Annotated in this window: 25 protein-coding genes and 1 pseudogene; 20 read left to right on the forward strand and 6 right to left on the reverse strand. The window is 40.9% G+C overall.

Annotated elements, in window-relative coordinates:
• The first annotated feature begins 20 nt into the window (after positions 1–20).
• The 13 genes from BFP75_RS07465 (at position 21) to hisIE (ending at position 12,020) form a co-directional block, all read left to right on the forward strand.
• Entirely contained in the window at positions 21–2,045 is a 2,025-nt protein-coding gene (locus BFP75_RS07465; RefSeq protein ID WP_099544619.1) for a hypothetical protein, read from the forward strand.
• An 11-nt stretch (positions 2,046–2,056) separates the two neighbouring features.
• Positions 2,057–2,872, forward strand: coding sequence for a prohibitin family protein (locus tag BFP75_RS07470; protein WP_099544620.1), 816 nt, complete (start codon positions 2,057–2,059; stop codon positions 2,870–2,872).
• Positions 2,873–3,105: 233 nt separating this feature from the next.
• Positions 3,106–3,963 (forward strand): ATP phosphoribosyltransferase, encoded by an 858-nt coding sequence (gene hisG, locus BFP75_RS07475; protein WP_099544621.1) that lies wholly within the window; start codon positions 3,106–3,108, stop codon positions 3,961–3,963.
• Between the two features lie 81 nt (positions 3,964–4,044).
• The gene (gene hisD, locus BFP75_RS07480) at positions 4,045–5,358 is read left to right on the forward strand and encodes a histidinol dehydrogenase (RefSeq protein WP_099544622.1); all 1,314 of its coding nucleotides are present in this window, start codon (positions 4,045–4,047) and stop codon (positions 5,356–5,358) included.
• 1 nt (position 5,359) lies between these two features.
• Positions 5,360–6,406, forward strand: coding sequence for a histidinol-phosphate transaminase (hisC, locus tag BFP75_RS07485; protein WP_099544623.1), 1,047 nt, complete (start codon positions 5,360–5,362; stop codon positions 6,404–6,406).
• On the forward strand, positions 6,403–7,584 hold the full coding sequence (hisB, locus tag BFP75_RS07490) for a bifunctional histidinol-phosphatase/imidazoleglycerol-phosphate dehydratase HisB (protein WP_099544624.1): 1,182 nt from the start codon (positions 6,403–6,405) through the stop codon (positions 7,582–7,584). Before hisC ends, hisB begins: the two co-directional genes overlap by 4 nt.
• A complete protein-coding gene (gene hisH, locus BFP75_RS07495) occupies positions 7,581–8,174 on the forward strand; it encodes an imidazole glycerol phosphate synthase subunit HisH (RefSeq protein WP_099544625.1) in 594 nt (197 codons plus the stop codon). The genes hisB and hisH overlap by 4 nt, the downstream gene beginning before the upstream one ends.
• A gap of 2 nt (positions 8,175–8,176) precedes the next feature.
• The gene (gene hisA / locus BFP75_RS07500) at positions 8,177–8,956 is read left to right on the forward strand and encodes a 1-(5-phosphoribosyl)-5-[(5-phosphoribosylamino)methylideneamino]imidazole-4-carboxamide isomerase (protein ID WP_099544626.1); all 780 of its coding nucleotides are present in this window, start codon (positions 8,177–8,179) and stop codon (positions 8,954–8,956) included.
• Positions 8,949–9,467, forward strand: a complete 519-nt coding sequence (locus tag BFP75_RS07505) for a DinB family protein (RefSeq protein WP_099544627.1) — start codon at positions 8,949–8,951, stop codon at positions 9,465–9,467. Before hisA ends, BFP75_RS07505 begins: the two co-directional genes overlap by 8 nt.
• A gap of 63 nt (positions 9,468–9,530) precedes the next feature.
• Positions 9,531–9,881 carry a four helix bundle protein gene (locus BFP75_RS07510; protein WP_099544628.1) on the forward strand — a complete coding sequence of 117 codons (351 nt, stop codon included), beginning with the start codon at positions 9,531–9,533 and terminating at the stop codon, positions 9,879–9,881.
• Between the two features lie 58 nt (positions 9,882–9,939).
• Positions 9,940–10,695: an imidazole glycerol phosphate synthase subunit HisF gene (gene hisF, locus BFP75_RS07515; protein ID WP_099544629.1), complete on the forward strand. Its 756-nt coding sequence runs from the start codon at positions 9,940–9,942 to the stop codon at positions 10,693–10,695.
• A gap of 20 nt (positions 10,696–10,715) precedes the next feature.
• Positions 10,716–11,411: an aspartate/glutamate racemase family protein gene (locus BFP75_RS07520; protein WP_099544630.1), complete on the forward strand. Its 696-nt coding sequence runs from the start codon at positions 10,716–10,718 to the stop codon at positions 11,409–11,411.
• Positions 11,412–11,420: 9 nt separating this feature from the next.
• On the forward strand, positions 11,421–12,020 hold the full coding sequence (hisIE, locus tag BFP75_RS07525) for a bifunctional phosphoribosyl-AMP cyclohydrolase/phosphoribosyl-ATP diphosphatase HisIE (RefSeq protein ID WP_099544631.1): 600 nt from the start codon (positions 11,421–11,423) through the stop codon (positions 12,018–12,020).
• A 15-nt stretch (positions 12,021–12,035) separates the two neighbouring features.
• Here hisIE and BFP75_RS07530 read toward each other — a convergent pair whose 3' ends face one another.
• A complete protein-coding gene (locus BFP75_RS07530) occupies positions 12,036–12,656 on the reverse strand; it encodes a DUF1080 domain-containing protein (protein WP_099544632.1) in 621 nt (206 codons plus the stop codon).
• Positions 12,657–12,801: 145 nt separating this feature from the next.
• A complete protein-coding gene (locus tag BFP75_RS07535; protein ID WP_099544633.1) occupies positions 12,802–13,347 on the reverse strand; it encodes a pyridoxamine 5'-phosphate oxidase family protein in 546 nt (181 codons plus the stop codon).
• A 293-nt stretch (positions 13,348–13,640) separates the two neighbouring features.
• On the opposite strand from BFP75_RS07535, the gene BFP75_RS07545 reads away from it, so the two are divergent.
• The gene (locus BFP75_RS07545) at positions 13,641–14,246 is read left to right on the forward strand and encodes an MCP four helix bundle domain-containing protein (RefSeq protein ID WP_099544635.1); all 606 of its coding nucleotides are present in this window, start codon (positions 13,641–13,643) and stop codon (positions 14,244–14,246) included.
• Between the two features lie 28 nt (positions 14,247–14,274).
• Here the strand turns inward: BFP75_RS07545 and BFP75_RS07550 are convergent, their stop codons facing one another.
• The 3 genes from BFP75_RS07550 to BFP75_RS07560 form a co-directional block, all read right to left on the reverse strand.
• Positions 14,275–14,745, reverse strand: coding sequence for a GNAT family N-acetyltransferase (locus BFP75_RS07550; RefSeq protein WP_099544636.1), 471 nt, complete (start codon positions 14,743–14,745; stop codon positions 14,275–14,277).
• Between the two features lie 4 nt (positions 14,746–14,749).
• Positions 14,750–15,655, reverse strand: coding sequence for a bifunctional metallophosphatase/5'-nucleotidase (locus BFP75_RS07555; protein WP_099544637.1), 906 nt, complete (start codon positions 15,653–15,655; stop codon positions 14,750–14,752).
• Between the two features lie 165 nt (positions 15,656–15,820).
• Positions 15,821–16,606 (reverse strand): 5'-nucleotidase C-terminal domain-containing protein, encoded by a 786-nt coding sequence (locus BFP75_RS07560; RefSeq protein ID WP_099544638.1) that lies wholly within the window; start codon positions 16,604–16,606, stop codon positions 15,821–15,823.
• 45 nt (positions 16,607–16,651) lie between these two features.
• Between BFP75_RS07560 and BFP75_RS07565 the strand changes: the two genes are divergently transcribed.
• The 6 genes from BFP75_RS07565 (at position 16,652) to BFP75_RS07590 (ending at position 21,460) form a co-directional block, all read left to right on the forward strand.
• A complete protein-coding gene (locus BFP75_RS07565; protein WP_099544639.1) occupies positions 16,652–17,185 on the forward strand; it encodes a DUF6913 domain-containing protein in 534 nt (177 codons plus the stop codon).
• Position 17,186: 1 nt separating this feature from the next.
• Entirely contained in the window at positions 17,187–18,077 is an 891-nt protein-coding gene (gene dapA / locus BFP75_RS07570; protein WP_099544640.1) for a 4-hydroxy-tetrahydrodipicolinate synthase, read from the forward strand.
• Between the two features lie 110 nt (positions 18,078–18,187).
• Complete coding sequence (locus BFP75_RS07575; protein ID WP_099544641.1) at positions 18,188–19,024, forward strand: outer membrane protein assembly factor BamD; 837 nt, start codon at positions 18,188–18,190, stop codon at positions 19,022–19,024.
• 12 nt (positions 19,025–19,036) lie between these two features.
• The gene (locus BFP75_RS07580) at positions 19,037–19,369 is read left to right on the forward strand and encodes a DNA-directed RNA polymerase subunit omega (RefSeq protein ID WP_410504080.1); all 333 of its coding nucleotides are present in this window, start codon (positions 19,037–19,039) and stop codon (positions 19,367–19,369) included.
• Positions 19,370–19,374: 5 nt separating this feature from the next.
• Complete coding sequence (gene coaBC, locus BFP75_RS07585; protein ID WP_099544643.1) at positions 19,375–20,580, forward strand: bifunctional phosphopantothenoylcysteine decarboxylase/phosphopantothenate--cysteine ligase CoaBC; 1,206 nt, start codon at positions 19,375–19,377, stop codon at positions 20,578–20,580.
• Positions 20,573–21,460 carry a DUF4835 family protein gene (locus BFP75_RS07590; RefSeq protein WP_099544646.1) on the forward strand — a complete coding sequence of 296 codons (888 nt, stop codon included), beginning with the start codon at positions 20,573–20,575 and terminating at the stop codon, positions 21,458–21,460. Before coaBC ends, BFP75_RS07590 begins: the two co-directional genes overlap by 8 nt.
• A gap of 120 nt (positions 21,461–21,580) precedes the next feature.
• On the opposite strand, the pseudogene BFP75_RS07595 reads toward BFP75_RS07590, so the two are convergent.
• Positions 21,581–21,753: pseudogene (locus tag BFP75_RS07595) on the reverse strand (IS5 family transposase); the annotation flags it as partial.

The raw sequence follows: 21,753 nt of genomic DNA on the forward strand, positions 1-21,753 counted from the left end.
CATCAATACAATTTTAATTAATGCGAACTGAAACAGTCCTACTTATTATATTGGCCGCCTTGGCGGCTATTTTGGTGGCGCTGTTTCAATATTTTTTTAGAAAGAAAGAAAGGGCCAAATTATCAATTTACTTGGCAATTTTACGTTTTTTAGGGGTATTTGGGATTTTACTTTTACTTGTTAATCCACAATTTTCCAAATCCTCGTTTACCATAGAAAATCCGGTTTTGAACGTCTTGGTGGACAATTCCGCATCGGTAAAAAACAATGAAAACGAGATCAAATCCATTTTGTCCAAGCTTGATAATGCCGTAGGACTTAAGGATAGGTTTTCAATTAATCATTATGTTTTTGGAGAAGACGTAGAGCCCATGGACAGCCTATCCTTTACGGATAAATTGACCAATATTCACCTACCCATTTCGAATGTAAATGAGGCGTTTAGACGAAAACAGGGTGCAATGCTTCTTATCTCTGATGGAAACCAGAATGTTGGGAGGGACTACACCTATACTACAGGAAAAAACAAAGCCATTTACACCGTAACCGTTGGCGATACCACGGCCTATAGGGATTTGGCATTAGGCTCTATAATAACCAACACCTATGCCTTCCTAAATAATAAATTTCCCCTGGAAACCTATGTTAGATATCAGGGAAGTGGGGAAATAACAACCAAGATTGATGTTAAAATTGGCAATACAATTGTCTTTTCCGATAATCTAAAGTTATCGGAATCCAAAAATTTTCAGACTATAAATACTCTTGTCGATGCTAGTAGTGTAGGACTAAAACGAATATTAGTAACCGCTTCAGTATTACCTTCCGAAAGGAATGTCATTAATAATACACGTGAGACCACCGTGGAAGTCATTGATGAAAAGACAAACGTTGGGATTGTTTCTGAGGTACTACATCCTGATTTGGGTGCATTCAAAAAGGCCATAGAAAGTAATGAACAGCGCAAAGTCTATGTGCTAAAACCAAATTCCCCGACCAATGAGTTGGAAGAAATAGATATTTTTTTCCTTTACGAACCCTCCAGAAGTTTCAATTCCATATTCCAATACATCAAGAACAAAAAATCCAACTACCTGATCATTACCGGGGTCAATACGGACTTTAGTTTCCTTAACCAGGTTCAGGACGATTTTGAGGTTGAGTTGGGTTATCCAGCGCAGGAAGTGTTCGGTCGGCTAAATGTTGGTTTTTCCAATTTTGATATTTCCGATTTTGATACCGATATTTTTCCTCCCTTAACGAGCGATGCCGGTCCCTTAGTGTTCAATTCCCCATTCGATGTGTTAATGGATTCGGAAATAAAGGGTGTGAATATTAATTCACCAATGCTAAGTGTCTTTGAAAACGATTCCTGGAAAAAAGGACTATGGGTAGGTACGGATATTTGGAGATGGAGGGCACAAACATACCGCAATACGGGAAATTTTTCTAATTTCGATAGTTTTTTGGGTACACTGGTAAGATATCTTTCTGGAAGTGCAAAAAAGGAAAGGCTAAACTTGGAATACAATAGTTTGTACGAAGGTAGCAATGCCGCGATAATTACGGCCACCTATTTTGACAAAGCCTATTTGTTCGATCCCAATGCCATCTTGAACATCACCTTGACCCATTTGGAGAGTGGGCGTTCAACTTCACGATCCATGGCTATTAAGAATGGGTACTATGAAGCGGATCTAAGCGACCTGGCACCTGGGGACTATGAGTTTTTGGTAGAAGTTGTAGGCGAGGAAATTGCTAAAAAAGGAAGCTTTGTTATTTCCGATTTCGACCTTGAGAAACAATTTGTTTCAAGTGATTATAAAAAAATGGCCTTGTTGGCCGGCAATACAGGAGGCTCTTCCTATTTTCCGGATCAAGTAGATGTTTTGATAAACGATTTAGGTGCCAATAACAACTATGTTCCCATACAGAAAAGCGTTGAAAATATCGTATCTTTGATAGATTACAGGATACTATTGGCCATAATCATTTTGGCCTTCACATTAGAGTGGTTCCTCAGAAAGTATAACGGTTTAATCTAAACAAATTTATAATGGACAAATTACCAAAAATTGCCTTACCGGCGATATTTATATTTATAGTGTTGGTTATCTTAATTTCCAAATCTGCCGTGACCATAGGTTCCGGAGAAGCGGGTGTACTCTACAAAACTTTTGGTAACGGGGTCGTAACGGACCAACCGCCCATGGGTGAAGGATTTCACCTAGTTGCCCCATGGAACAAGGTTTTTATATATGAAGTACGACAACAGGAGGTGTTCGAAAAAATGAATGTACTCTCTAGCAATGGATTGGATATCAAGTTGGATGCGTCCGCATGGTTTCAACCCAAATACGACGACCTGGGTAAATTGCATCAACAAAAGGGAGAGGATTATGTACAACGCGTTTTACTGCCTACCATACGATCTGCGGCAAGATCGGTAGTTGGCCGTTATACTCCAGAACAGCTTTATTCAAGTAAAAGGGATGCCATTCAAATGGAAATCTTTGAAGAAACCAAAAAAATTGTAAATGATGAGTACATTCAGTTAAATGAAATCTTGGTACGTGATGTAACGCTACCTCCTACTATAAAAGACGCCATAGAGCGTAAATTAAAGCAGGAACAAGAGTCGCTGGAATATGAGTTTCGACTGATTACGGCAGAAAAGGAAGCCGAAAAAGTTAGGATTGAAGCTCAGGGTAAGGCAGATGCCAATAGGATATTGAGTGCATCGTTGAACGATCAAATTTTAAGGGATAAGGGAATAGATGCTACGCTTCGTATGTCAGAATCCCCAAACGCCAAGGTCATCGTAATAGGTGGTGGAGAATCCGGATTGCCCTTAATTCTAGGAAATAACTAATTTGTTTAAATTGTTATTTTTCAAAAATATTCTTTTACACAAGAAAATTAAATTTTACTTTTACGTCGTAATGAGAAAAAACAACAATACACATCATCATTTTTATACTTGCTCTCAAGCGAGGTAAAAATGTATTGTAGTATTACAAACATATTTTAAAACCCGTTTGAGCAATCAAACGGGTTTTGTTTTTGGCTCTGATAGTATTTGCCAACTAAAATTATAAATCGATAATGACAAAGATTAGGATTGCTATTCAAAAATCGGGAAGACTCAATGAAGACTCCCTTCAAATTCTAAAGGACTGCGGAATTTCCATAGATAATGGGAAAGATCAGTTAAAAGCCTCTAGCCGAAACTTTCCCATGGAAGTGTTTTACCTACGTAATGGTGATATTCCCCAGTATTTAAGGGACGGTGTGGTGGATGTTGCCATCATTGGTGAAAACGTATTGATAGAAAAGGGCGCCGACATTTCCATTGCGGAAAAACTTGGTTTTTCAAAATGCAAGGTGTCCTTGGCGGTACCAAAGTCCGTCAAATACAAATCCGTTGAGGATTTTGAAGGAAAACGCATCGCTACTTCCTACCCCAATACTGTAACCAATTATTTAAAGGAAAAAGGAGTAAATGCCGAGCTTCATATCATAAATGGTTCTGTAGAGATTGCCCCAAATATTGGCTTAGCGGATGCCATTTGTGATATCGTATCCAGTGGCAGTACGCTGTTCAAGAACAATTTGAAGGAGGTAGAAGTGATGTTGACCAGTGAAGCCGTTTTGGCCGTTTCGCCCCAAATATCGGAAGAACGAACAGCTTTGCTTAAAAGACTACAATTTAGGATACAATCGGTCTTAAGAGCCAGGAAATCAAAATACGTACTCTTAAATGCCCCTAACGAGAAATTACAGGAAATACTGAAGTTATTGCCTGGAATGCGCAGTCCAACGGTATTGCCCCTTGCAGAGGAAGGGTGGAGCTCGGTTCATACGGTAATAGATAAGGATACTTTTTGGGAGGTAATAGATGAATTGAAGAAGGCCGGTGCTGAAGGTATTTTGGTTTGTCCTATTGAAAAGATGGTTTTATAAAAGGCTATTGGCTGTTAGCTTTTTGCTATCCACCTTACATTATTATTAATTATTTGCCCAGCGCTAATTGCTATTTAAGAAATGAACAAGATTTATAATCCTAGTAGAGAATCGTGGTCCACTATACTTAAACGTCCAACGCAGGCCGTGTCGGACATTGAGGATATAGTGGATACTGTTTTTGCCGAAGTAAAAAAAGGAGGGGATTCCATTTTGAAAAGGTATACGGAGAAGTTTGACGGAGTTTCTTTGGACACCCTAAGGGTGTCCAAAGAGGAAGTAAATCAGGCGAGGCAGCATGTTTCGGAAGAACTGAAAAAAGCCATTCAATTGGCAAAAAGGAATATTGAAGAATTCCACAAGGCCCAAAAAACGGAAAGGCTTTTCGTAACTACTGCACCTGGGGTAGATTGTTGGCAAGAAAAGCGACCTATTCAAAAGGTGGGGCTATATATACCTGGAGGTACTGCACCTTTGTTTTCTACCATTCTCATGTTGGCCATCCCGGCCAAGTTGGCGGGATGCAAGGAAATAGTACTTTGTACGCCACCAAACAAGGAAGGAAAAGTAAATCCCGCTATTTTGTATACTTCAGCACTGTGTGGGGTCACTAAAATTTTTAAAGTAGGGGGCATCCAAGCCATTGCGGGAATGACTTTTGGAACGGAGTCGGTTCCACAGATCTATAAGATTTTTGGTCCCGGCAACCAATATGTAACGGTTGCCAAGCAAATAGCGACCAAATATGGGGTGGCCATTGATATGCCGGCAGGACCCAGTGAGTTATTGATTTTTGCGGATGATTCCGCAAATCCGGCTTTTGTAGCCTCTGATTTGTTGAGCCAAGCTGAACACGGTGTTGATAGCCAGGTTATTTTAGTCTCTACTTCAAAGGACCTGTTGGATAAGGTAGAAGTTGAAGTAGAAAGTCAATTGACGGATTTGCCAAGAAAAGAAATCGCCAAAAAGGCTATAGAAAATAGCAAACTCATCTATGTAAATGATAAAATATCCGCCGTTGACTTGATCAATGAATACGGACCCGAACATTATATTATTTGTGCCGAAGATGAGGACTTTTTTATTGAAAATGTGGAGAATGCCGGATCGGTATTTGTTGGGAACTATACCCCTGAAAGTGCTGGCGACTATGCTTCGGGCACCAACCATACACTGCCTACCAATGGATATGCAAAACAGTATAGTGGGGTGAATCTCGATAGTTTTATGAAAAGTATGACCTTTCAGAAAATAACCCAAAAAGGCATTCAAAACATTGGCAAAGCGATAGAACTAATGGCGGAGGCCGAAGGGTTGCAGGCACATAAAAATGCGGTAACCTTACGATTGAATGAAATAAATAGTGTCATTTCCAGTGAAGTCGAGAAATCCTAATATGAAAATGTTCGATTTAAATAATTTGATTCGTCAAAACGTAAAAGGTTTAAAACCCTATTCCTCTGCTCGGGATGAATATGTGTCGGATGGTTCGGAAATGATTTTTTTGGACGCCAATGAAAACCCATTTCAGAATGGTGTCAATCGATATCCTGACCCCCAACAAAGAAGTTTAAAGTCCGTCTTGGCCCAACAGAAAGGTATCAGACAGGAAAATATACTCTTGGGCAATGGAAGTGACGAAGTACTGGATCTCCTTTTTAGGACTTTTTGTGAACCTAATGCGGACAACATTATTACCCTACCACCCACGTACGGAATGTATAAGGTTTTGGCGGATATAAATGTGGTTGAAAACAGGGAAGTATTGTTAATGGATAATTTTCAACCGGATGTAGTGTCCATTTTGAAAAACTTGGATACAAGTACTAAAATGGTATTTCTCTGCAATCCCAACAATCCCACCGGGAATAGCTTCCATATTTCAAAAATTGAAAAATTGTTATCCTCTTTCAAGGGTCTAGTCGTCATTGACGAGGCGTATATTGATTTTTCTTCCGATGAAAGTTGGGTTTCCAAATTATCTGAACACCCAAATTTGGTGGTAACGCAAACGCTCTCCAAGGCCTATGGAATGGCAGGAATTCGCTTGGGAATTTGCATTGCTTCTGAAGAAATAATATCGGTATTGAACAAAATAAAACCTCCTTATAATGTAAACGAACTTACCCAACAGCGCGCTATGGAAAGGGTGTTGAATCGTGAGGAAATTAACAAAGAAGTCGAAAACATCCTTGAAGAAAGAAGGGTATTGGAACAAACGTTGAAAACCATTCAATTTGTTGAACAAGTCTATCCAACAGATGCTAATTTTATTCTTGCTAGAGTGGATGATGCGTCACTTAGATATGGACAATTGCTGGAGAAAGGCATTGTCATTAGAAATAGAACTACCCAGCCCCTTTGTGAAAACACCTTGAGATTTACGGTTGGGACGCATAAGGAAAATGAATTTTTGATAAAGGCCTTAAAAGAATTACCATGAAAATAGAAAGTGCAAAAAATAGTTCCCCCATTGGGGGCGGAGGGGGCCGCAAAGTCCTATTTATTGATCGGGACGGTACCATCATTAAGGAAACTGCGGACGAGCAAATTGATGCCTTTGAAAAAATGATTTTCTATCCCAAGGCATTTACTTTTTTGGGTAGAATTGCCAAGGAACTGGATTATGAACTTGTCATGATTACCAATCAGGATGGTTTGGGTACTGACTCCTTTCCAGAAGATACCTTTTGGCCCGTGCATAATTTCATTTTAAAATCGTTCGAAAACGAAGGAGTTGTTTTTGATAAGGTTTTTTTAGATAGAACCTTTCCACATGAGAATGCAGATACCAGAAAACCTGGTACTGGACTCCTTACTGAATATTTTTCCAACGAATACGACCTTGAAAATTCCTTTGTAATTGGCGACCGACTAACGGACATTGAACTCGCTAAGAATTTAGGAGCCAAAGGTATTTTTATCAATGACCAAACGAATTTGGGAACCGGTGAGATTACGGTAAAACGGGAAGCATTGGATAATATCATTGCTCTGGAAAGCAACGATTGGGAAAAAATCTATGAGTTCTTAAAACTGAAGGATAGAACAACGGCAACCCACCGAAAAACCAACGAAACGGATATCCTTATCGAATTGAATTTGGATGGAACTGGAAAAAGCGATATTAAAACCGGGTTGGCGTTTTTCGATCACATGTTGGACCAATTGGCCCGTCACGGACAAATGGATCTAAAAATTAAGGTAGACGGGGACTTGGAAGTGGACGAACACCACACCATTGAGGATACCGGTATTGCGTTGGGGGAAGTTTTTTACAATGCCTTGGGCAATAAATTGGGTATCGAGCGCTACGGATTTTGTTTACCGATGGACGACTGTTTGGCACAGGTAGCTATCGACTTTGGAGGCAGAAATTGGCTGGTTTGGGATGCTGAATTTAAAAGAGAGAAAATCGGGGACATGCCTACGGAGATGTTCCATCATTTCTTTAAGTCCTTTTCGGACGGTGCCAAAGCAAACCTGAACATCAAGGCCGAAGGCACCAATGAACACCACAAAATAGAGGCAATTTTTAAGGCCTTTGCAAAGAGTATTAAAATGGCCGTGAAGCGGGACGTTGAGAAAATGGTATTACCATCAACCAAGGGCGTCTTATGAAAATAGTTATAATAAATTATGGAGCTGGCAATATCCAAAGCATCAGATTTGCAATAAGAAGATTGGGGTACGATGCTGTGCTAAGCAGTGATGTCGACGAAATACGAAATGCGGAAAAAGTTATATTTCCTGGGGTAGGCGAGGCCAGCAGCGCCATGAAAAAACTAAGGGAAAGCCAATTGGACCAATTGATTCCCAATCTTACCCAACCGGTTTTGGGTATCTGTTTGGGGATGCAGTTGATGTGCAACCGTTCGGAAGAGGGCAATACAAATGGCCTAGGAATTTTTGATGTTGATGTTAAAAGATTCGTCCCGCAAAGCCCGAAGGGCACCATAAAAATACCCCAAATTGGATGGAATAAAATAGAACATTTAGAATCAGACTTATTTAAGGGGCTTCAAGAGGATTATGTGTATCTGGTGCACAGCTTTTATGCTCCGCTGTGCAAGGAAACGATTGCCCAATGTACATACGGGTCGGACTATAGCGCCGCACTGCAAAAGGATAATTTCTATGGCACCCAATTCCATCCGGAAAAATCTGGGGATTATGGAGCAAACATATTAAGAAACTTTTTAGCCCTATAAAAATGGAAATTGAAAACAGTACCCCCCCTTTGGGAGCTAAAGTGCTTCGGATAATCCCAGCCATAGACATCATTGAAGGGAAGTGTGTACGACTCTCCAAAGGAGATTATGATACCAAGAAAATCTATAATGAGAATCCGCTTGAGGTCGCCAAGGAGTTTGAGGCTCATGGTATAAAATACCTCCACTTAGTGGATTTGGATGGTGCAAAATCCAAGCATATCGTAAACCATAAAGTATTGGAACAAATTGCATCACGTACGACATTAAAAATCGATTTTGGTGGTGGCTTGAAAACCGATAAGGATTTGCAAATCGCCTTTGAAAGTGGCGCAAACCAGATTACCGGTGGAAGCATCGCTGTAAAAAACAGAGAAGTATTTCTTGGTTGGCTGAATGAACATGGGTCGGAAAGAATAATTCTTGGGGCCGATGCGATGGACGAAAAAGTGGCAGTTTCCGGATGGCAGGAAGAATCGACGGAAGACCTCATTCCTTTTATTCAGGAATATCAAAAGAAAGGTATTCGCTATGTGATCTGTACCGATATTTCCAAGGACGGAATGCTGCAAGGACCTTCGTTTCAATTGTATAAAAGAATACTTAAGGAAACTTCACCTGAAAATAACATAAATTTAATCGCTTCAGGTGGAATTTCAACTTTTGACGAGCTTCCAAAACTGGCGGAGCTAGGTTGTGAGGGGACCATAATTGGCAAAGCCATTTATGAAAACCGAATTACGTTAAAACAATTGGAAGAATATATTTTGAACAATGGATAAGGAATCACAGTTAATAGAGGAACTGGTCAAAAACGCCCTGTACCGGATGGACGAAAGTACACGGATGATCAAAAAAAGCCTTGGAATCGTAACAGATAAGGAGATTTGGCAAAAACCAAATGATTCCCTCAATAGTATCGGGAACCTTATCCTTCACCTATGTGGAAATATGACCCAATACATAATTTCTTCCCTGGGGGAAGTGGACGATGTGCGAGATAGGGATGCCGAGTTTCAAACCAAAGGGGGACTTACCAAGGAGGAATTGATTAAAAAACTGGAGAATACGGTGGATGATGCCAAAAGGGTCATTTTTGATGCCAAGCCGGAGCAACTGATTAAGATTCGGTCCGTTCAAGGCTTTTCCTTTTCCGGGGTAGGGGTCATTATGCATGCGGTGGAGCATTTTTCCTACCACACGGGCCAAATCGCTTTTTGGGTAAAGTTTATGAGGGACAAGGATCTTGGATTTTATGATGGAATTGATTTAAACTCTATAAATGAAAATTAATTTCTAAGGAACAAGGTTGAAAATACGAGATTAGAAGTAATAGTTTTTTATTTAAAGAAAGGTATGCAAGATTTGAAATCTAGGACCAAAAGATTTGCTATAGACTGCTGGGTTTTATGTGAAAAATTACCCAAATCAAGGGAGTTTGATGCTTGGGTAAGACAATTAATTAAAAGTTCCAGTTCGGTTGGAGCGAACTACCGTGCTTCTCAGAGAGCTAAATCTACTGCGGATTTTATCAATAAATTAAAAATTGTTGAAGAAGAAGTTGACGAGTCCGTCTATTGGCTGGAATTATTACTTGAAATATTGCCCAACTATGAAACAGAAATAAATAAACTGATAGGCGAAGGGAAAGAATTATTGGCAATTACAGTGGCTTCCATTAAAACTGCCAGAAAGAACAAAAATTGATTGATTTTCCTAAAATTTCACATTTGTACCTTGTACTTTTAACTTTCCACCTGTAATTATGTTAGCAAAAAGAATTATACCCTGTTTGGACATCAAGGACGGAAGAACCGTAAAGGGAGTCAATTTTGTAGACTTAAGAGATGCGGGAGACCCCGTGGAATTAGCGGAAATCTATAGCCAGGAAGGTGCCGATGAGTTGGTATTTTTGGATATTTCGGCAACGGAGCAAAAAAGGAAAACCTTAGCGGATTTGGTGTATCACGTAGCGGAAAAGGTGAGTATTCCCTTTACGGTAGGTGGTGGAATATCCTCTGTGGAGGATGTTGATATTTTGCTTCAGAATGGGGCGGACAAGGTGTCCATTAATTCCTCGGCAGTTAAAAATCCCCAATTAATCAACGATTTGGTGGCCAAATTCGGCTCCCAATGTATCGTTGTGGCAATCGATGCCAAAATGATAGAAGGAGAATGGATTGTGCACCTAGTGGGTGGAAAAGTACCTACGGAACGTAAGTTGTTTGAATGGGCAAAAGAAGTTGAACAACGTGGAGCCGGAGAAATTTTGTTTACCTCCATGGATCACGATGGCACCAAGGACGGCTTTGCCAATACGGCGTTGGCCCAGTTGTCCACAGAACTTAATATTCCTATCATTGCTTCGGGTGGTGCCGGAACGATGCGACATTTCATAGATACCTTTAAGGAAGGAAAGGCCGATGCAGCCTTGGCCGCCAGTGTATTTCATTTTAAGGAAATAAACATCAAAGATTTAAAGGAGGAATTAAACAACCAAGGAATCCCAGTTAGGATTTAGAATCAAGCAATAAAGAATCGATGAAAAAAATTGGACTAATTGGTGGTATCACGTGGCAATCGACGCAATTGTATTATCGGTACTTAAACGAAGCCGTGAATAAAGCCCTGGGCGAATCGCATTCCTGCAAGTTGATACTGGAGTCGGTGGATTTTCAAGAAATATCGGAAAAGCAAAGTAGGGGAGATTGGGAATCCTTGAATACTGATTTTGCCGAAATTGGAAAGAGATTGGAAAATGCGGGGGCTGGGATTATTCTAATCGGCGCCAATACCATGCATCTTTGTGCGGACAGCATCAAGGAAAGTACCAGTATCCCTCTATTGCATATAGCCGAAGCCACTGGGGAGGCCATTATAGCCCAAGAGTTGGACAAAGTGCTCTTGTTGGGTACCAAATATACCATGGGGCTTGATTTTTATAAGAATATCCTAAAGAATCAATTTGGAATAACGACCATGGTTCCCAGTGAAACGGACCAAGAGTTGGTCCATAACATCATTTACACAGAACTTGCAAAAGGAATTATCTTGCCAGATTCCAGAAAGGAGTACCAAGCCATTATAGGTAAAGCGGAAGAACTTGGGGCACAAGGAGTAATCTTAGGCTGCACTGAAATCCCGCTGTTGATACAACAGGAACATTGCAATATTCCTACCTTTGATACGACACAAATACATGCAAATGCAGCCGTGAAATTTTCACTGGCCAAATAGAACTATCACATGAAAGTTGATTTTAAAAAGAATAGGGACGGACTTGTTCCTGCCATCATCCAAGATGCCAGAACAAAAAATGTGCTCATGTTGGGCTATATGAACGAGGAAGCTTTGCAAAAGACCCAAGAAAGTGGAAAAGTTACTTTTTTTAGCCGAACCAAGGAACGTCTGTGGACCAAAGGGGAGGAAAGCGGAAATTTTCTACACTTGGTAAGCATAAAGAACGACTGTGATAACGACACGCTTTTGATTTCTGTCGATCCGGTTGGACCTACCTGCCATACCGGAAGCGATACCTGTTGGAATGAGATAAATACTTCTAGTTTCGGTTTTTTTTCAGAATTGGAAAATACGATTGAGCAACGTAGGAAAGCGGCCAAAGGCGACACTTCCTATGTTGCGTCCCTTTTTGAAAAGGGAATCAACAAAATTGCGCAAAAAGTAGGGGAGGAGGCTGTTGAAACCGTTATCGAGGCCATGGACAATAACGATGATTTGTTTCTATATGAAAGTGCCGATTTACTTTTTCACTATTTGATTCTACTACAGGCGAAAGGATTTACCTTGAAGGATATTGAAGCCGAATTGATGAAGCGTAAGAAATAAGGAATTTAGAGTATTCTAATGTTCAAGTCGCCTTACCCTAATATTTTTAAAATATACCCGCTGTCCATGATGTTGAAACATAATGTGCCCTTCCTTATCTGAATGAAACTCTGGATTTTCCTTGAACTTGCTTTGCCCCAGCAATTCCTTCATTTCCGGACTGTCCATGGTAAAATCAATCACTTTTTTACCATTTAACCAATGCTCAACATGGCCATTATTATGAATAAGCTTGGCCGTATTGAAGTCTCCAATGGGTTTCAATTCTTTGTTTACGGGTTTGATTAAATCATACAAGGAACCAGCGGACCGCACAGCGAGGGTATCATAAAAATTCTCGTCATCCAAGATTTGTAGTTCATAATTGTCCAACCAATTGGGACTGTTTCCGTTTCCAGATTCCATGGTCAAGTCTTCCTGCATGTGAAAGAAGACACCGGAATTGGCGGCAGTATCCACGGCCCACTCATACTCCAATTCAAAATCCTTAAAACGTTCTTTTGTAATCAAATCCCTATTGGTCGTATCCGGATTGGCAATTAAAGCCCCATTTTCAACATACCAGATTTCTTTCGGAAACTCATCCATTCCGTACCCTCTTAGGGCATTGGTGGATGATCCATCAAAAATGACGATCCAATCATTCTAGGCATGGGACTTAGCTTTGGGCAAGGATTTCTTTTTGTTGGAATCACAGGAACAAACTAGGCCGAAAATTAGGACAATGCTTAATAGTTTTTTCATTTTTTGTTGGTTGTTTTGGTGTTACAAACCTTATTATTTATTCTTCTAAAATCTTCGTTTCGAATCCGTCAATGCTTTGGGTGTTCTTGTTTTTCCAATATTCCCTGATGTTTTCCTCGCCTTGTTTTTCAGCCCAGAGGTTTAAGGTGGTGCGTTCCTCTTTGTAATCCATAAAGGGTACGGCAAAGCCACAGGACGTTTGGACTAAATCCACTTGCATTTCTATAATTTGTCTGGCACCAGCATTTGGGGGGAATAAATGGACATATTTTTTAAATCCTTCATCACGCTTGTGGAAAATTGCTGCGTTCCCGTAAAGCCTTAAAATCATAGGTTTTCCCTCAAAAGCACAGAACAAGATAGTCATTCTATTATCTTTGATAAGATGCGCAGCCGTTTCGTTACCGCTCCCGGTCAAGTTTAACCAAACTACTTTATTTTTATCGATAACCCTAAGACTATCGGTTCCTTTTGGGGATATATTCACTCGGCCATCAGAAGCGGCCGTCCCAACGAAGAATATATGCTGATTTTCTATAAATGACCTGTGTTCGGAACCTATTCCTGGCAACTTTTTTCCCATTTGGATTTTCTAATTTCTTAAAAACAGGAAATTTAAGGATTAAATTGTTTTCTGGTTTTATGTATGAATTCCTTTTTATAAGGGATTATTGAAAAACTTTCACTGCTTCATTATGAAAATACAGGTCATTTTTGGTAGCATAACTATCATTGATTTTTCTATTTAAATAAAATACAAACTCCGAATACTTAATTAGATTAAGTGATATCAAATTAATTTCTAGGATGTTTAAAAGCCAATGTAATTCAGAATCGTTTTGTATTTTTAAATAATAACTCTTAAAAGGATTGGAAATGACCATACTGAACAAGATTAAATGGGTTTTGGGTATATTAATGATTTTTGTACTGATCATTGCCACAAATCTCATTGACCGAAATAATTTTTTAAGGGTTAGGGATTCCGTCACCTCTATCTATGAGGATCGCCTGGTAGTCAAGGATATCATTTATGAAATTGCCCGATATCTACAGGAAAAGGAGCTTGCCATGGTACGGAAGGACTCCACTTTTTACACAGGCAGGACCATGGTGATAGATGACAAGATTCAAAATTTGATGCTTCGATATCAAGAAACCAAATTGACCAAAGAAGAAGCAAAAGTCTTTGGCGAACTCAAAGGAAATCTTGTGAAACTGGAAGCTCAAGAAACGAAATTTGTTGAATCTGGGAAGACACAAAAGGAACTTCTTCAATCAAGTATTAATGATATTAATGAAAATCTATACGACCTTTCACAAATTCAGTTGAGCGAAGGTAACCGACAAATGAATATTAGTAAAAAGGCGGTGGACGCTGTAGAATTGTTTACCCAACTTGAAATCTATGTGCTGATTGTTCTCGCCATACTAATTCAGATAATTGTTATCTATGATCCCAAGAATAGTGATGAGAAGTAGGTTTAAGAACGGTATGGTGTTTAAATTCCTAATTTTTTGATTGTCCAATTTTCTTCTTGAAGCACACACTGTTCCCCACGCCCACGTAGGGTGGGTAATTGGCCGTTACGGCATAACCGTTCTTTTTATACAGACTGATGGCTTCCGGTTGCCGAAGCCCTGTTTCCAGTACGCAATAGGTAAAGCCCAGTTCACGGGCCCACTCCTCTAGGGCCTTCAAAATTTTGGAGGCAATGCCCTTGCCCCTCATTTCTGGGTCCACGTACATGCGCTTTACCTCCGCACTATGTTCATCAAAACGTTTAAAGGCTCCGCAGCCTAGCGCAATGCCATCTGCCCAATAAACTATACAGTGCCTTAGCTGGGTAATGCCATTAAACTGGGAATAAAAGGCAGTGTCCTCACCATCGCGCTCGGCCAAATCCGCATCCAACAATTGAACCAACTTTTGAAAGTCGCCGTTCCCGGAATCCGTTCTAAGAAATTCTTCCTGTTTCATTTATTTAAACGGAAATGGAGATGCCTTGGGCACTAGGGCCACCAGCATCAAAATAAAAATCGATCCTGCCCAGGTTCACACCAAAACAACCCACTTGATTCACTAAAATGTCACGTCCGACGGCATTGGCCACAATCGTGGGGCGTTCCAAAAAGGTATGGGTATGGCCGCCGATGATCAAATCGGTATACCTGGTTCGCTGGGCTAGGGTAAGGTCGTCTGGTCTATTTTCGTTTTCGTAGCTATAGCCCAAATGGGATAGGCAAATAACCACATCACATTTTTCGGTTTCCCTTAACAGGGTTTCCATGTCCGAAGCTATTTCATAGGGATCCAGATATTCGGTTTCCTTGTACAAATTTTTGGTCACCAATCCTGCCAATCGGATTCCAATACCATATATGCCCACTTTGATACCATCCCGTATATAGGTTTTGTAGGGTTTTGTGTAACCGTCCAGGACCGTATTGGAAAAATCATAATTGGCGATGAGAAAATCAAAACTAGCATAGGGCAGCTGGGCCAAAAGGCCGTCTATACCATTGTCAAAGTCATGGTTCCCAATAGTAGAGGCATCATATTTTAATTTGCTCATCAGCTTGAACTCCAACTCGCCGCCGTAAAAATTAAAATAAGGGGTACCTTGAAAAATATCACCGGCATCCAGCAGCAGGGTATTTGGATTTTCTTTCCGTATGCTTTGCACCAAACCCGCCCTTCTGGCTAGCCCTCCCAAACCTGGAAAATCCGCATGATTTTTTGGAAAGGGGTCAATGTGGCTATGTACGTCATTGGTGTGCAGGACGGTGAGGTGTTTTTTTCTGTCCGTACAGGAATTAAGGCAAAGCCCTCCTGCCGATACCATTACCGACCCCGCCACCGTTCGTGAAACAAATTTTCTTCTATCCATTTTTAAGTTCAAAAATCAAGTTCAATTTAGTTGTGGGTTGTTCTTTGTTGGTTGTTCGTTGTTGGTTGTAAGATGAAAATACCAAATACAAGTATCAAATCTGTTTTCACCCACTAGTCCACTAATTTTTTAACCCCTAGTTCACTAACTACCAAAATCCAACATTCATTCCACCTTATAATATCTTAGATCTACCTTGGGCGAAAGCGTATCTACCTTTCTAAAATAATCGATCATGGCACTCCTAATTTTATAGTCGATGTCCGTCACTTCCAAGGCATCCTTAAAAAACACCATATCATCACCGCCGGACACTAAGTAGTCTGATGTGGCCACATAATAATTTCTATTATCATCAAAGGGTTCGCCTCTAATATCCAGGGATTTTATACGATCCTCCTTGTCCAAAACCAATTGTATGCCGGCCACGGGATGCGCCCTTTTTGATTTGATGAGATAGGCTAGCATTTCCTTGACGGATTTACCGCTTAATTCCACTACCACGGTAGTGTTCTCAAAGGGCATGACCTCAAAGGCCGTTCGAGCGGATACACTTCCCTTTGATATATTGGAACGGATACCGCCATGGTTCAACAACACAAAATCCAAATCCTTACCGGTTCGGCTTTTAAAAATGGGGGCTGCCTGTTCCAGAATGATATCCGCCATTAGATTCCCGGCACTGGTATTGTAGGTACCATCCGTTTTGCTAATGTCCCATGAGGCGTATGCCAAAGTACTGTCCAAAACCGACTCCACATGCTCATGGTACGGAAGTATATATTCTGAAATGGAATCTACAGGGGCAAAGGCGCTGTCCACCACTACCTTAATCCCGTTGATTTTCCGTAAGTTTCTGGAGGTCTGGCTACAGGATACAAGCCCAAGAATTGTTGTAAATATAACAAAATGTTGTATTTTTAAACATTCAAAGTGTTTTAACTTCGCCATACAGTTGAACGGATATTATTTACATTTGTAGAAATGTAAAAATACATGTTTTTAAAAGGAATTAAGGACAAGTTTAAACAGAAATCCGGGCTTAAATTTATAAAGCAGGAGCTGGAAAAACCGGGGTATGTAAGTACCCGTGGGAAAGGGATACGTTCTTTGGGTTGTATTGTGGATCTGGACAAGTTTGATACCTCTGACGTGTTCTATCAATTTTTGGATGATTTCTCCTTAAGGCCCAATGCGGTAAAGATCATAGGCTATAAAAGTTATTATGACAAAAATTCCCCGTATTCCACTCCCATATTTTCAAATAAGGATTTGGGATGGAACGGTGAGATCCAAAATAGCTACGCGTTGGAGTTCTTAAACAGGGAATACGATTTATTGGTGAACTACTATGATGATAATAACCTGTTGTTGAACCTAATGTCCGTTAGGACAAAGGCAAGGATCAAAGTAGGTTTTGGGTCGGTGGGCCCTGCTTACAATGATCTTATCTTGAACACCCCAATATCCGATTTTAAAACGTTCAAACAAGAATTGAAAAAATATTTAAGCGTTTTTAAGGAAATTTAGTATGGAAAAATTAAAGGGAACAGGAGTGGCGCTGATAACCCCGTTTACAACGGAGGGCCAAGTGGACGTGGATGCTTTGGCAGAAATCGTATCCTTTAATATTGAAGGGGGCGTGGACTACCTGGTGGCTTTGGGAACAACGGCAGAATCCGTTACGCTTACCAAACGAGAAAAACAAATGGTCATAGACACCATTTTGGAGACCAATAGTGGAAGGCTTCCGGTGGTCATTGGCATTGGGGGGAATAATACGGCGGCCCTTGTCGAGGAACTTCAGACAACGGACCTCTCCCATTTTGATGCCGTTCTTTCCGTTTCGCCCTACTATAACAGACCTACCCAAGAGGGTATTTATCAACATTTCAAGGCAATCGCGGAAGCTTCTCCCTTGCCGATCATACTGTATAATGTGCCCGGGAGGACCGGCAGTAATATGCTACCCGATACAACCCTGAGGTTGGCACGTGATTTTTCCAATATCGTAGCAATTAAGGAGGCCAGTGGGAATATGGTTCAGGTCATGGAGTTGATTGAGCAGAGACCGGATGGATTTTTGGTTCTTTCAGGGGACGATATTACGGCTTTGCCCACCATATTGGCCGGTGGGGAAGGGGTAATTTCCGTAATCGGCCAGGGATTGCCATCTGCATTTTCACAAATGGTAGGTTTGGGTATGGACGGCAACAGTGAAGAAGCCTACGAGCTGCACTATATGATGCAGGAGGGTATGGGCCTTATTTTTGAGGAGGGGAATCCAGCCGGCATCAAGGCTATATTCGAGATTCTGGGTATTTGCAGGGCGTCTGTACGATTGCCGTTGTTGGAGGCAACCCCAGGCCTAAAGAATAAAATCGCCAACTTTATCGCTTCGCTTACCAAAATTCCTGCTTAGAACGGTGCGTTAAATCCATGCCAAATGAAGTGGATGTAACGGTGAATGCCCTTATTTTTGACCGATTAAAAATGTTTTTTAAATCCGTTGATAATCACTAATTTTGCAAAATGTTTTTTAAAATGAGACATTTTTTTGTTTTAGGGCTGTTTCTAATGGTTCTCCAATCCTGTAGCGAGTACCAAAAAGTACTCAAGAACGAGGATTTAAAGGCCAAGTATGATATGGCCGAAAAATTCTACGAAGAAAAGGACTTCAAGCGTGCCAACCGCCTCTTCGAGCAAATAGCACCCAAATATGTGGGCAAGCCCCAAGGGGAGCGGGTTATGTTCTTTTTGGCCGATAGTTATTTCAAGCGAGGGGACTATAACATGGCTGGTTATCAATTTGAGCGTTTCATAAAATCCTATCCCAAGAGTGATAAGTTGGCCGAGGCAACCTTTTTAGGGGCAAAGAGTTATTATGAGCTTTCCCCGACCTATTCCTTGGATCAGACCGATACGGACAAGGCCCTCTTAAAACTGCAGAACTTTATTAACACGTATTCCGAGTCGGAATTTTTTGCCGAAGCCAATGCCATGGCACAGGAGCTTACAAGAAAAAAGGAGAAAAAGGCGTTTGAGATATTAAAGCAGTATAACAAGCTGGGGGAATTTAATTATGACATGTTGAAATCGGCCATAGCCGCAAGCGATAATTTCATTTCGGATTTTCCAGGTTCCATATACAGGGAGGATGCTTATTTTGTAAAGGTACAAGCCCTAACCCATTTGGCGATGAATAGTTTTGAAAGCCTTCAGGAGGAACGTCTCACGGAAGCCATGGAAGCCTATCAGACCTTAAAAAAGCAATATCCCAGTACCAAATATGAAAAGGAATCCGCGCAGCTATTGGAGCGGATCAACAGGGAATTACAGAAATTCAATACAATAGAAGAATCTAAATAACTAGTTTTCATTATGAACATGAACGATTTAAAAAGTTCCAAAGCGCCCGTCTCAACGGTAACCGTCAATCGAAATGAATTTGATGCCCCTACCAATAATATCTACGAGGCCATTTCCATAACGGCCAAGCGTGCCGTACAGATCAATTCCGAAATTAAAAAGGAATTGTTGGAAAAATTGGAAGAGTTCGCCACCTACAGCGATAGCTTGGAGGAGGTTTTTGAGAACAAGGAACAAATTGAGGTTTCCAAGTTCTACGAAAAACTTCCCAAACCACATGCTCTGGCCGTAGAGGAGTGGTTGAACGATAAAATTTATCACAGAAATACGGAGAAAGACGCATAAGGATTATGTTAGGCGGCAAAAACATCCTTTTAGGCATTACCGGAGGGATAGCAGCCTATAAAACGACCTTTCTCGTCCGTTTATTGATAAAAGCTGGCGCTAACGTGAAGATTGTTCTTTCCGATAGCGCCAGTTCTTTTGTTTCCCCATTGACTCTGGCTACCCTTTCCAAAAATCCGGTAGTTTCCAATTTTGTAAAGGTGGAAAACAATACCACGGATTGGAACAACCATGTGGCCTTGGGCCTTTGGGCAGATATGATGCTGATTGCCCCGGCAACCGCCAATACTTTATCCAAAATGGCCAATGGTGCTGCGGATAATCTATTGTTGGCGTGCTACCTTTCCGCCAAGTGTCCGGTTTTCTTTGCCCCGGCAATGGACCTGGACATGTACCAACATCCCACGACCAAAAAATCCTTTAAGGCCTTGGAATCCTTCGGGAATATTATGATACCCGCTACTTCGGGCGAATTGGCAAGTGGTCTGCACGGGGAAGGAAGAATGGCGGAGCCGGAAGACATTGTTACTTTTATCAAAGATTATCTATCGGAAGGACTGCCTCTTAAAGGAAAAAAGGTTCTGATAACTGCAGGTCCTACTTATGAGGCCATTGATCCTGTACGTTTTATAGGAAATCATTCCTCCGGTTTGATGGGCTTTGAATTGGCTAGGGCTGCAGCAGCGCTGGGTGCTAATGTGATTTTGGTATCGGGGCCTTCAAAATACAATGTTGAAAATGACGGGATACAATTGATTCGGGTCGTTTCTGCGGATGACATGTATGAGGCTGCCTACGGAAATTATGCCAATGCGGATATCGTCATCTGTGCCGCCGCGGTGGCGGATTACAAACCGAAGGTTAGGTCAGAACAGAAAATTAAAAAATCCAATAACGAGCTACAAATCGATCTGGTAAAAAACAGGGATATCCTGTATTCCTTCGGTCAGGAGAAAAAAAACCAATATCTGGTAGGCTTTGCCCTGGAAACGGAAAATGAACTTGAGAATGCCAAAGCCAAGCTAAAGCGTAAGAATTTGGATGCCATCGTACTCAATTCACTCAATGACCCAGGAGCCGGATTTGGGGGCAATACCAATAAAATTAGCTTTTTGGATACCAATTTGTCTATACAAACGTTTGAATTAAAAACCAAGGCCGCCGTTGCCAAGGATATCCTAAATGAAATCGTTAAAAGACGTTATGCGTAAGCTGTTCCCTGTTATAATTTTAGTTTTTACCTTAGTTTCCCTTCGCGCGCAGGAATTGAACTGTACGGTTACCATAAACTCCGACCAGGTCTCCCAGACCAACCAGCAGATATTTAAGACTTTGGAACGCTCCTTGAGCGATTTTGTGAACAAGAACAAATGGACCAACAGGGTATACAAGGAAAATGAACGGGTTAATGCCCAAATGTTCATCACAATCACGGATTATGAATCGGATCGTTTTAGCGGTAATATTCAAATACAGTCCTCAAGACCCGTTTACAACACATCCTATGAAAGTCCGGTATTCAACTACAAGGATAACCAATTGAACTTTCAATATATAGAATTTCAACCTCTGGTCTTCAACGAAAATGTTTTTGAATCCAACCTAGTTGCCGTTGTGGCCTACTATGTATATGTAATCTTAGGGCTGGACGCCGATACGTTCTCTTTGGAAGGTGGTACCGATTTCTATAGAAAGGCACAAAGCATCGTGACCCAGGCACAGGGGAGTAATTATAGTGGTTGGACGCAAACTACGGATCGTAGTAGGTTTGAATTAGTAGACAACCTTCTTTCCAATACCTACAAGGAGTACCGGGTGGCCATGTACAATTACCACAGAAAGGGATTGGATATTTTGGCGGATAACAATAGTACAGGAAAACAGATTATAGCCGGCACCATGAACCTGTTCCAGATCATGATCAATAGAAGGCCCAATGCCTTTTTGATACAGACCTTTTTCGATGCAAAATCCGAAGAAATCCAGAATATTTTCTCCGATGGTCCCAAGGTGGATATCGTAAAGCTGAAGGAGACCCTCAACAAAATTGCCCCTTTGTATTCCAGCACCTGGAACGAAATCAAGTATTGAAATTAGTGAGTTAGGGAACTAGTGATTAGTGAACTAGGATTTAGTGGGCTAGGAGCTGTTGAACTAGTGGGTTAAAACGGAATTGACACTTGTTCTTTTATTTTTTATCTCCGAAGTGGTTTAAACTTTTATTTTTTTCTTTTTCTTGAATTTTTTCAACGCTATCGCAATGAATGCCAAATAGTTGAATCCTTTCCAGCTTTCGGTGGTCGTATCGAACCTGTTGAGCAGGGAACGGTAGCTGTCCATCCATGCATTCGCCCTTTCCACGGCATATCTTTCATCGTATAGGT

Origin of the sequence: Maribacter sp. 4G9 (assembly GCF_002742265.1) — a bacterium.
GTDB lineage: Bacteria > Bacteroidota > Bacteroidia > Flavobacteriales > Flavobacteriaceae > Maribacter.

Bases quoted from the DNA above. Each gene is read 5' to 3' on its own strand.
- BFP75_RS07465 (WP_099544619.1), top strand. From the start codon at position 21: ATGCGAACTGAAACAGTCCTACTTATTATATTGGCCGCCTTGGCGGCT.
- BFP75_RS07470 (WP_099544620.1), top strand. From the start codon at position 2,057: ATGGACAAATTACCAAAAATTGCCTTACCGGCGATATTTATATTTATA.
- hisG (WP_099544621.1), top strand. From the start codon at position 3,106: ATGACAAAGATTAGGATTGCTATTCAAAAATCGGGAAGACTCAATGAA.
- hisD (WP_099544622.1), top strand. From the start codon at position 4,045: ATGAACAAGATTTATAATCCTAGTAGAGAATCGTGGTCCACTATACTT.
- hisC (WP_099544623.1), top strand. From the start codon at position 5,360: ATGAAAATGTTCGATTTAAATAATTTGATTCGTCAAAACGTAAAAGGT.
- hisB (WP_099544624.1), top strand. From the start codon at position 6,403: ATGAAAATAGAAAGTGCAAAAAATAGTTCCCCCATTGGGGGCGGAGGG.
- hisH (WP_099544625.1), top strand. From the start codon at position 7,581: ATGAAAATAGTTATAATAAATTATGGAGCTGGCAATATCCAAAGCATC.
- hisA (WP_099544626.1), top strand. From the start codon at position 8,177: ATGGAAATTGAAAACAGTACCCCCCCTTTGGGAGCTAAAGTGCTTCGG.
- BFP75_RS07505 (WP_099544627.1), top strand. From the start codon at position 8,949: ATGGATAAGGAATCACAGTTAATAGAGGAACTGGTCAAAAACGCCCTG.
- BFP75_RS07510 (WP_099544628.1), top strand. From the start codon at position 9,531: ATGCAAGATTTGAAATCTAGGACCAAAAGATTTGCTATAGACTGCTGG.
- hisF (WP_099544629.1), top strand. From the start codon at position 9,940: ATGTTAGCAAAAAGAATTATACCCTGTTTGGACATCAAGGACGGAAGA.
- BFP75_RS07520 (WP_099544630.1), top strand. From the start codon at position 10,716: ATGAAAAAAATTGGACTAATTGGTGGTATCACGTGGCAATCGACGCAA.
- hisIE (WP_099544631.1), top strand. From the start codon at position 11,421: ATGAAAGTTGATTTTAAAAAGAATAGGGACGGACTTGTTCCTGCCATC.
- BFP75_RS07535 (WP_099544633.1), bottom strand. From the start codon at position 13,347: ATGGGAAAAAAGTTGCCAGGAATAGGTTCCGAACACAGGTCATTTATA.
- BFP75_RS07545 (WP_099544635.1), top strand. From the start codon at position 13,641: ATGACCATACTGAACAAGATTAAATGGGTTTTGGGTATATTAATGATT.
- BFP75_RS07550 (WP_099544636.1), bottom strand. From the start codon at position 14,745: ATGAAACAGGAAGAATTTCTTAGAACGGATTCCGGGAACGGCGACTTT.
- BFP75_RS07555 (WP_099544637.1), bottom strand. From the start codon at position 15,655: ATGGATAGAAGAAAATTTGTTTCACGAACGGTGGCGGGGTCGGTAATG.
- BFP75_RS07560 (WP_099544638.1), bottom strand. From the start codon at position 16,606: ATGGCGAAGTTAAAACACTTTGAATGTTTAAAAATACAACATTTTGTT.
- BFP75_RS07565 (WP_099544639.1), top strand. From the start codon at position 16,652: ATGTTTTTAAAAGGAATTAAGGACAAGTTTAAACAGAAATCCGGGCTT.
- dapA (WP_099544640.1), top strand. From the start codon at position 17,187: ATGGAAAAATTAAAGGGAACAGGAGTGGCGCTGATAACCCCGTTTACA.
- BFP75_RS07575 (WP_099544641.1), top strand. From the start codon at position 18,188: ATGTTTTTTAAAATGAGACATTTTTTTGTTTTAGGGCTGTTTCTAATG.
- BFP75_RS07580 (WP_410504080.1), top strand. From the start codon at position 19,037: ATGAACATGAACGATTTAAAAAGTTCCAAAGCGCCCGTCTCAACGGTA.
- coaBC (WP_099544643.1), top strand. From the start codon at position 19,375: ATGTTAGGCGGCAAAAACATCCTTTTAGGCATTACCGGAGGGATAGCA.
- BFP75_RS07590 (WP_099544646.1), top strand. From the start codon at position 20,573: ATGCGTAAGCTGTTCCCTGTTATAATTTTAGTTTTTACCTTAGTTTCC.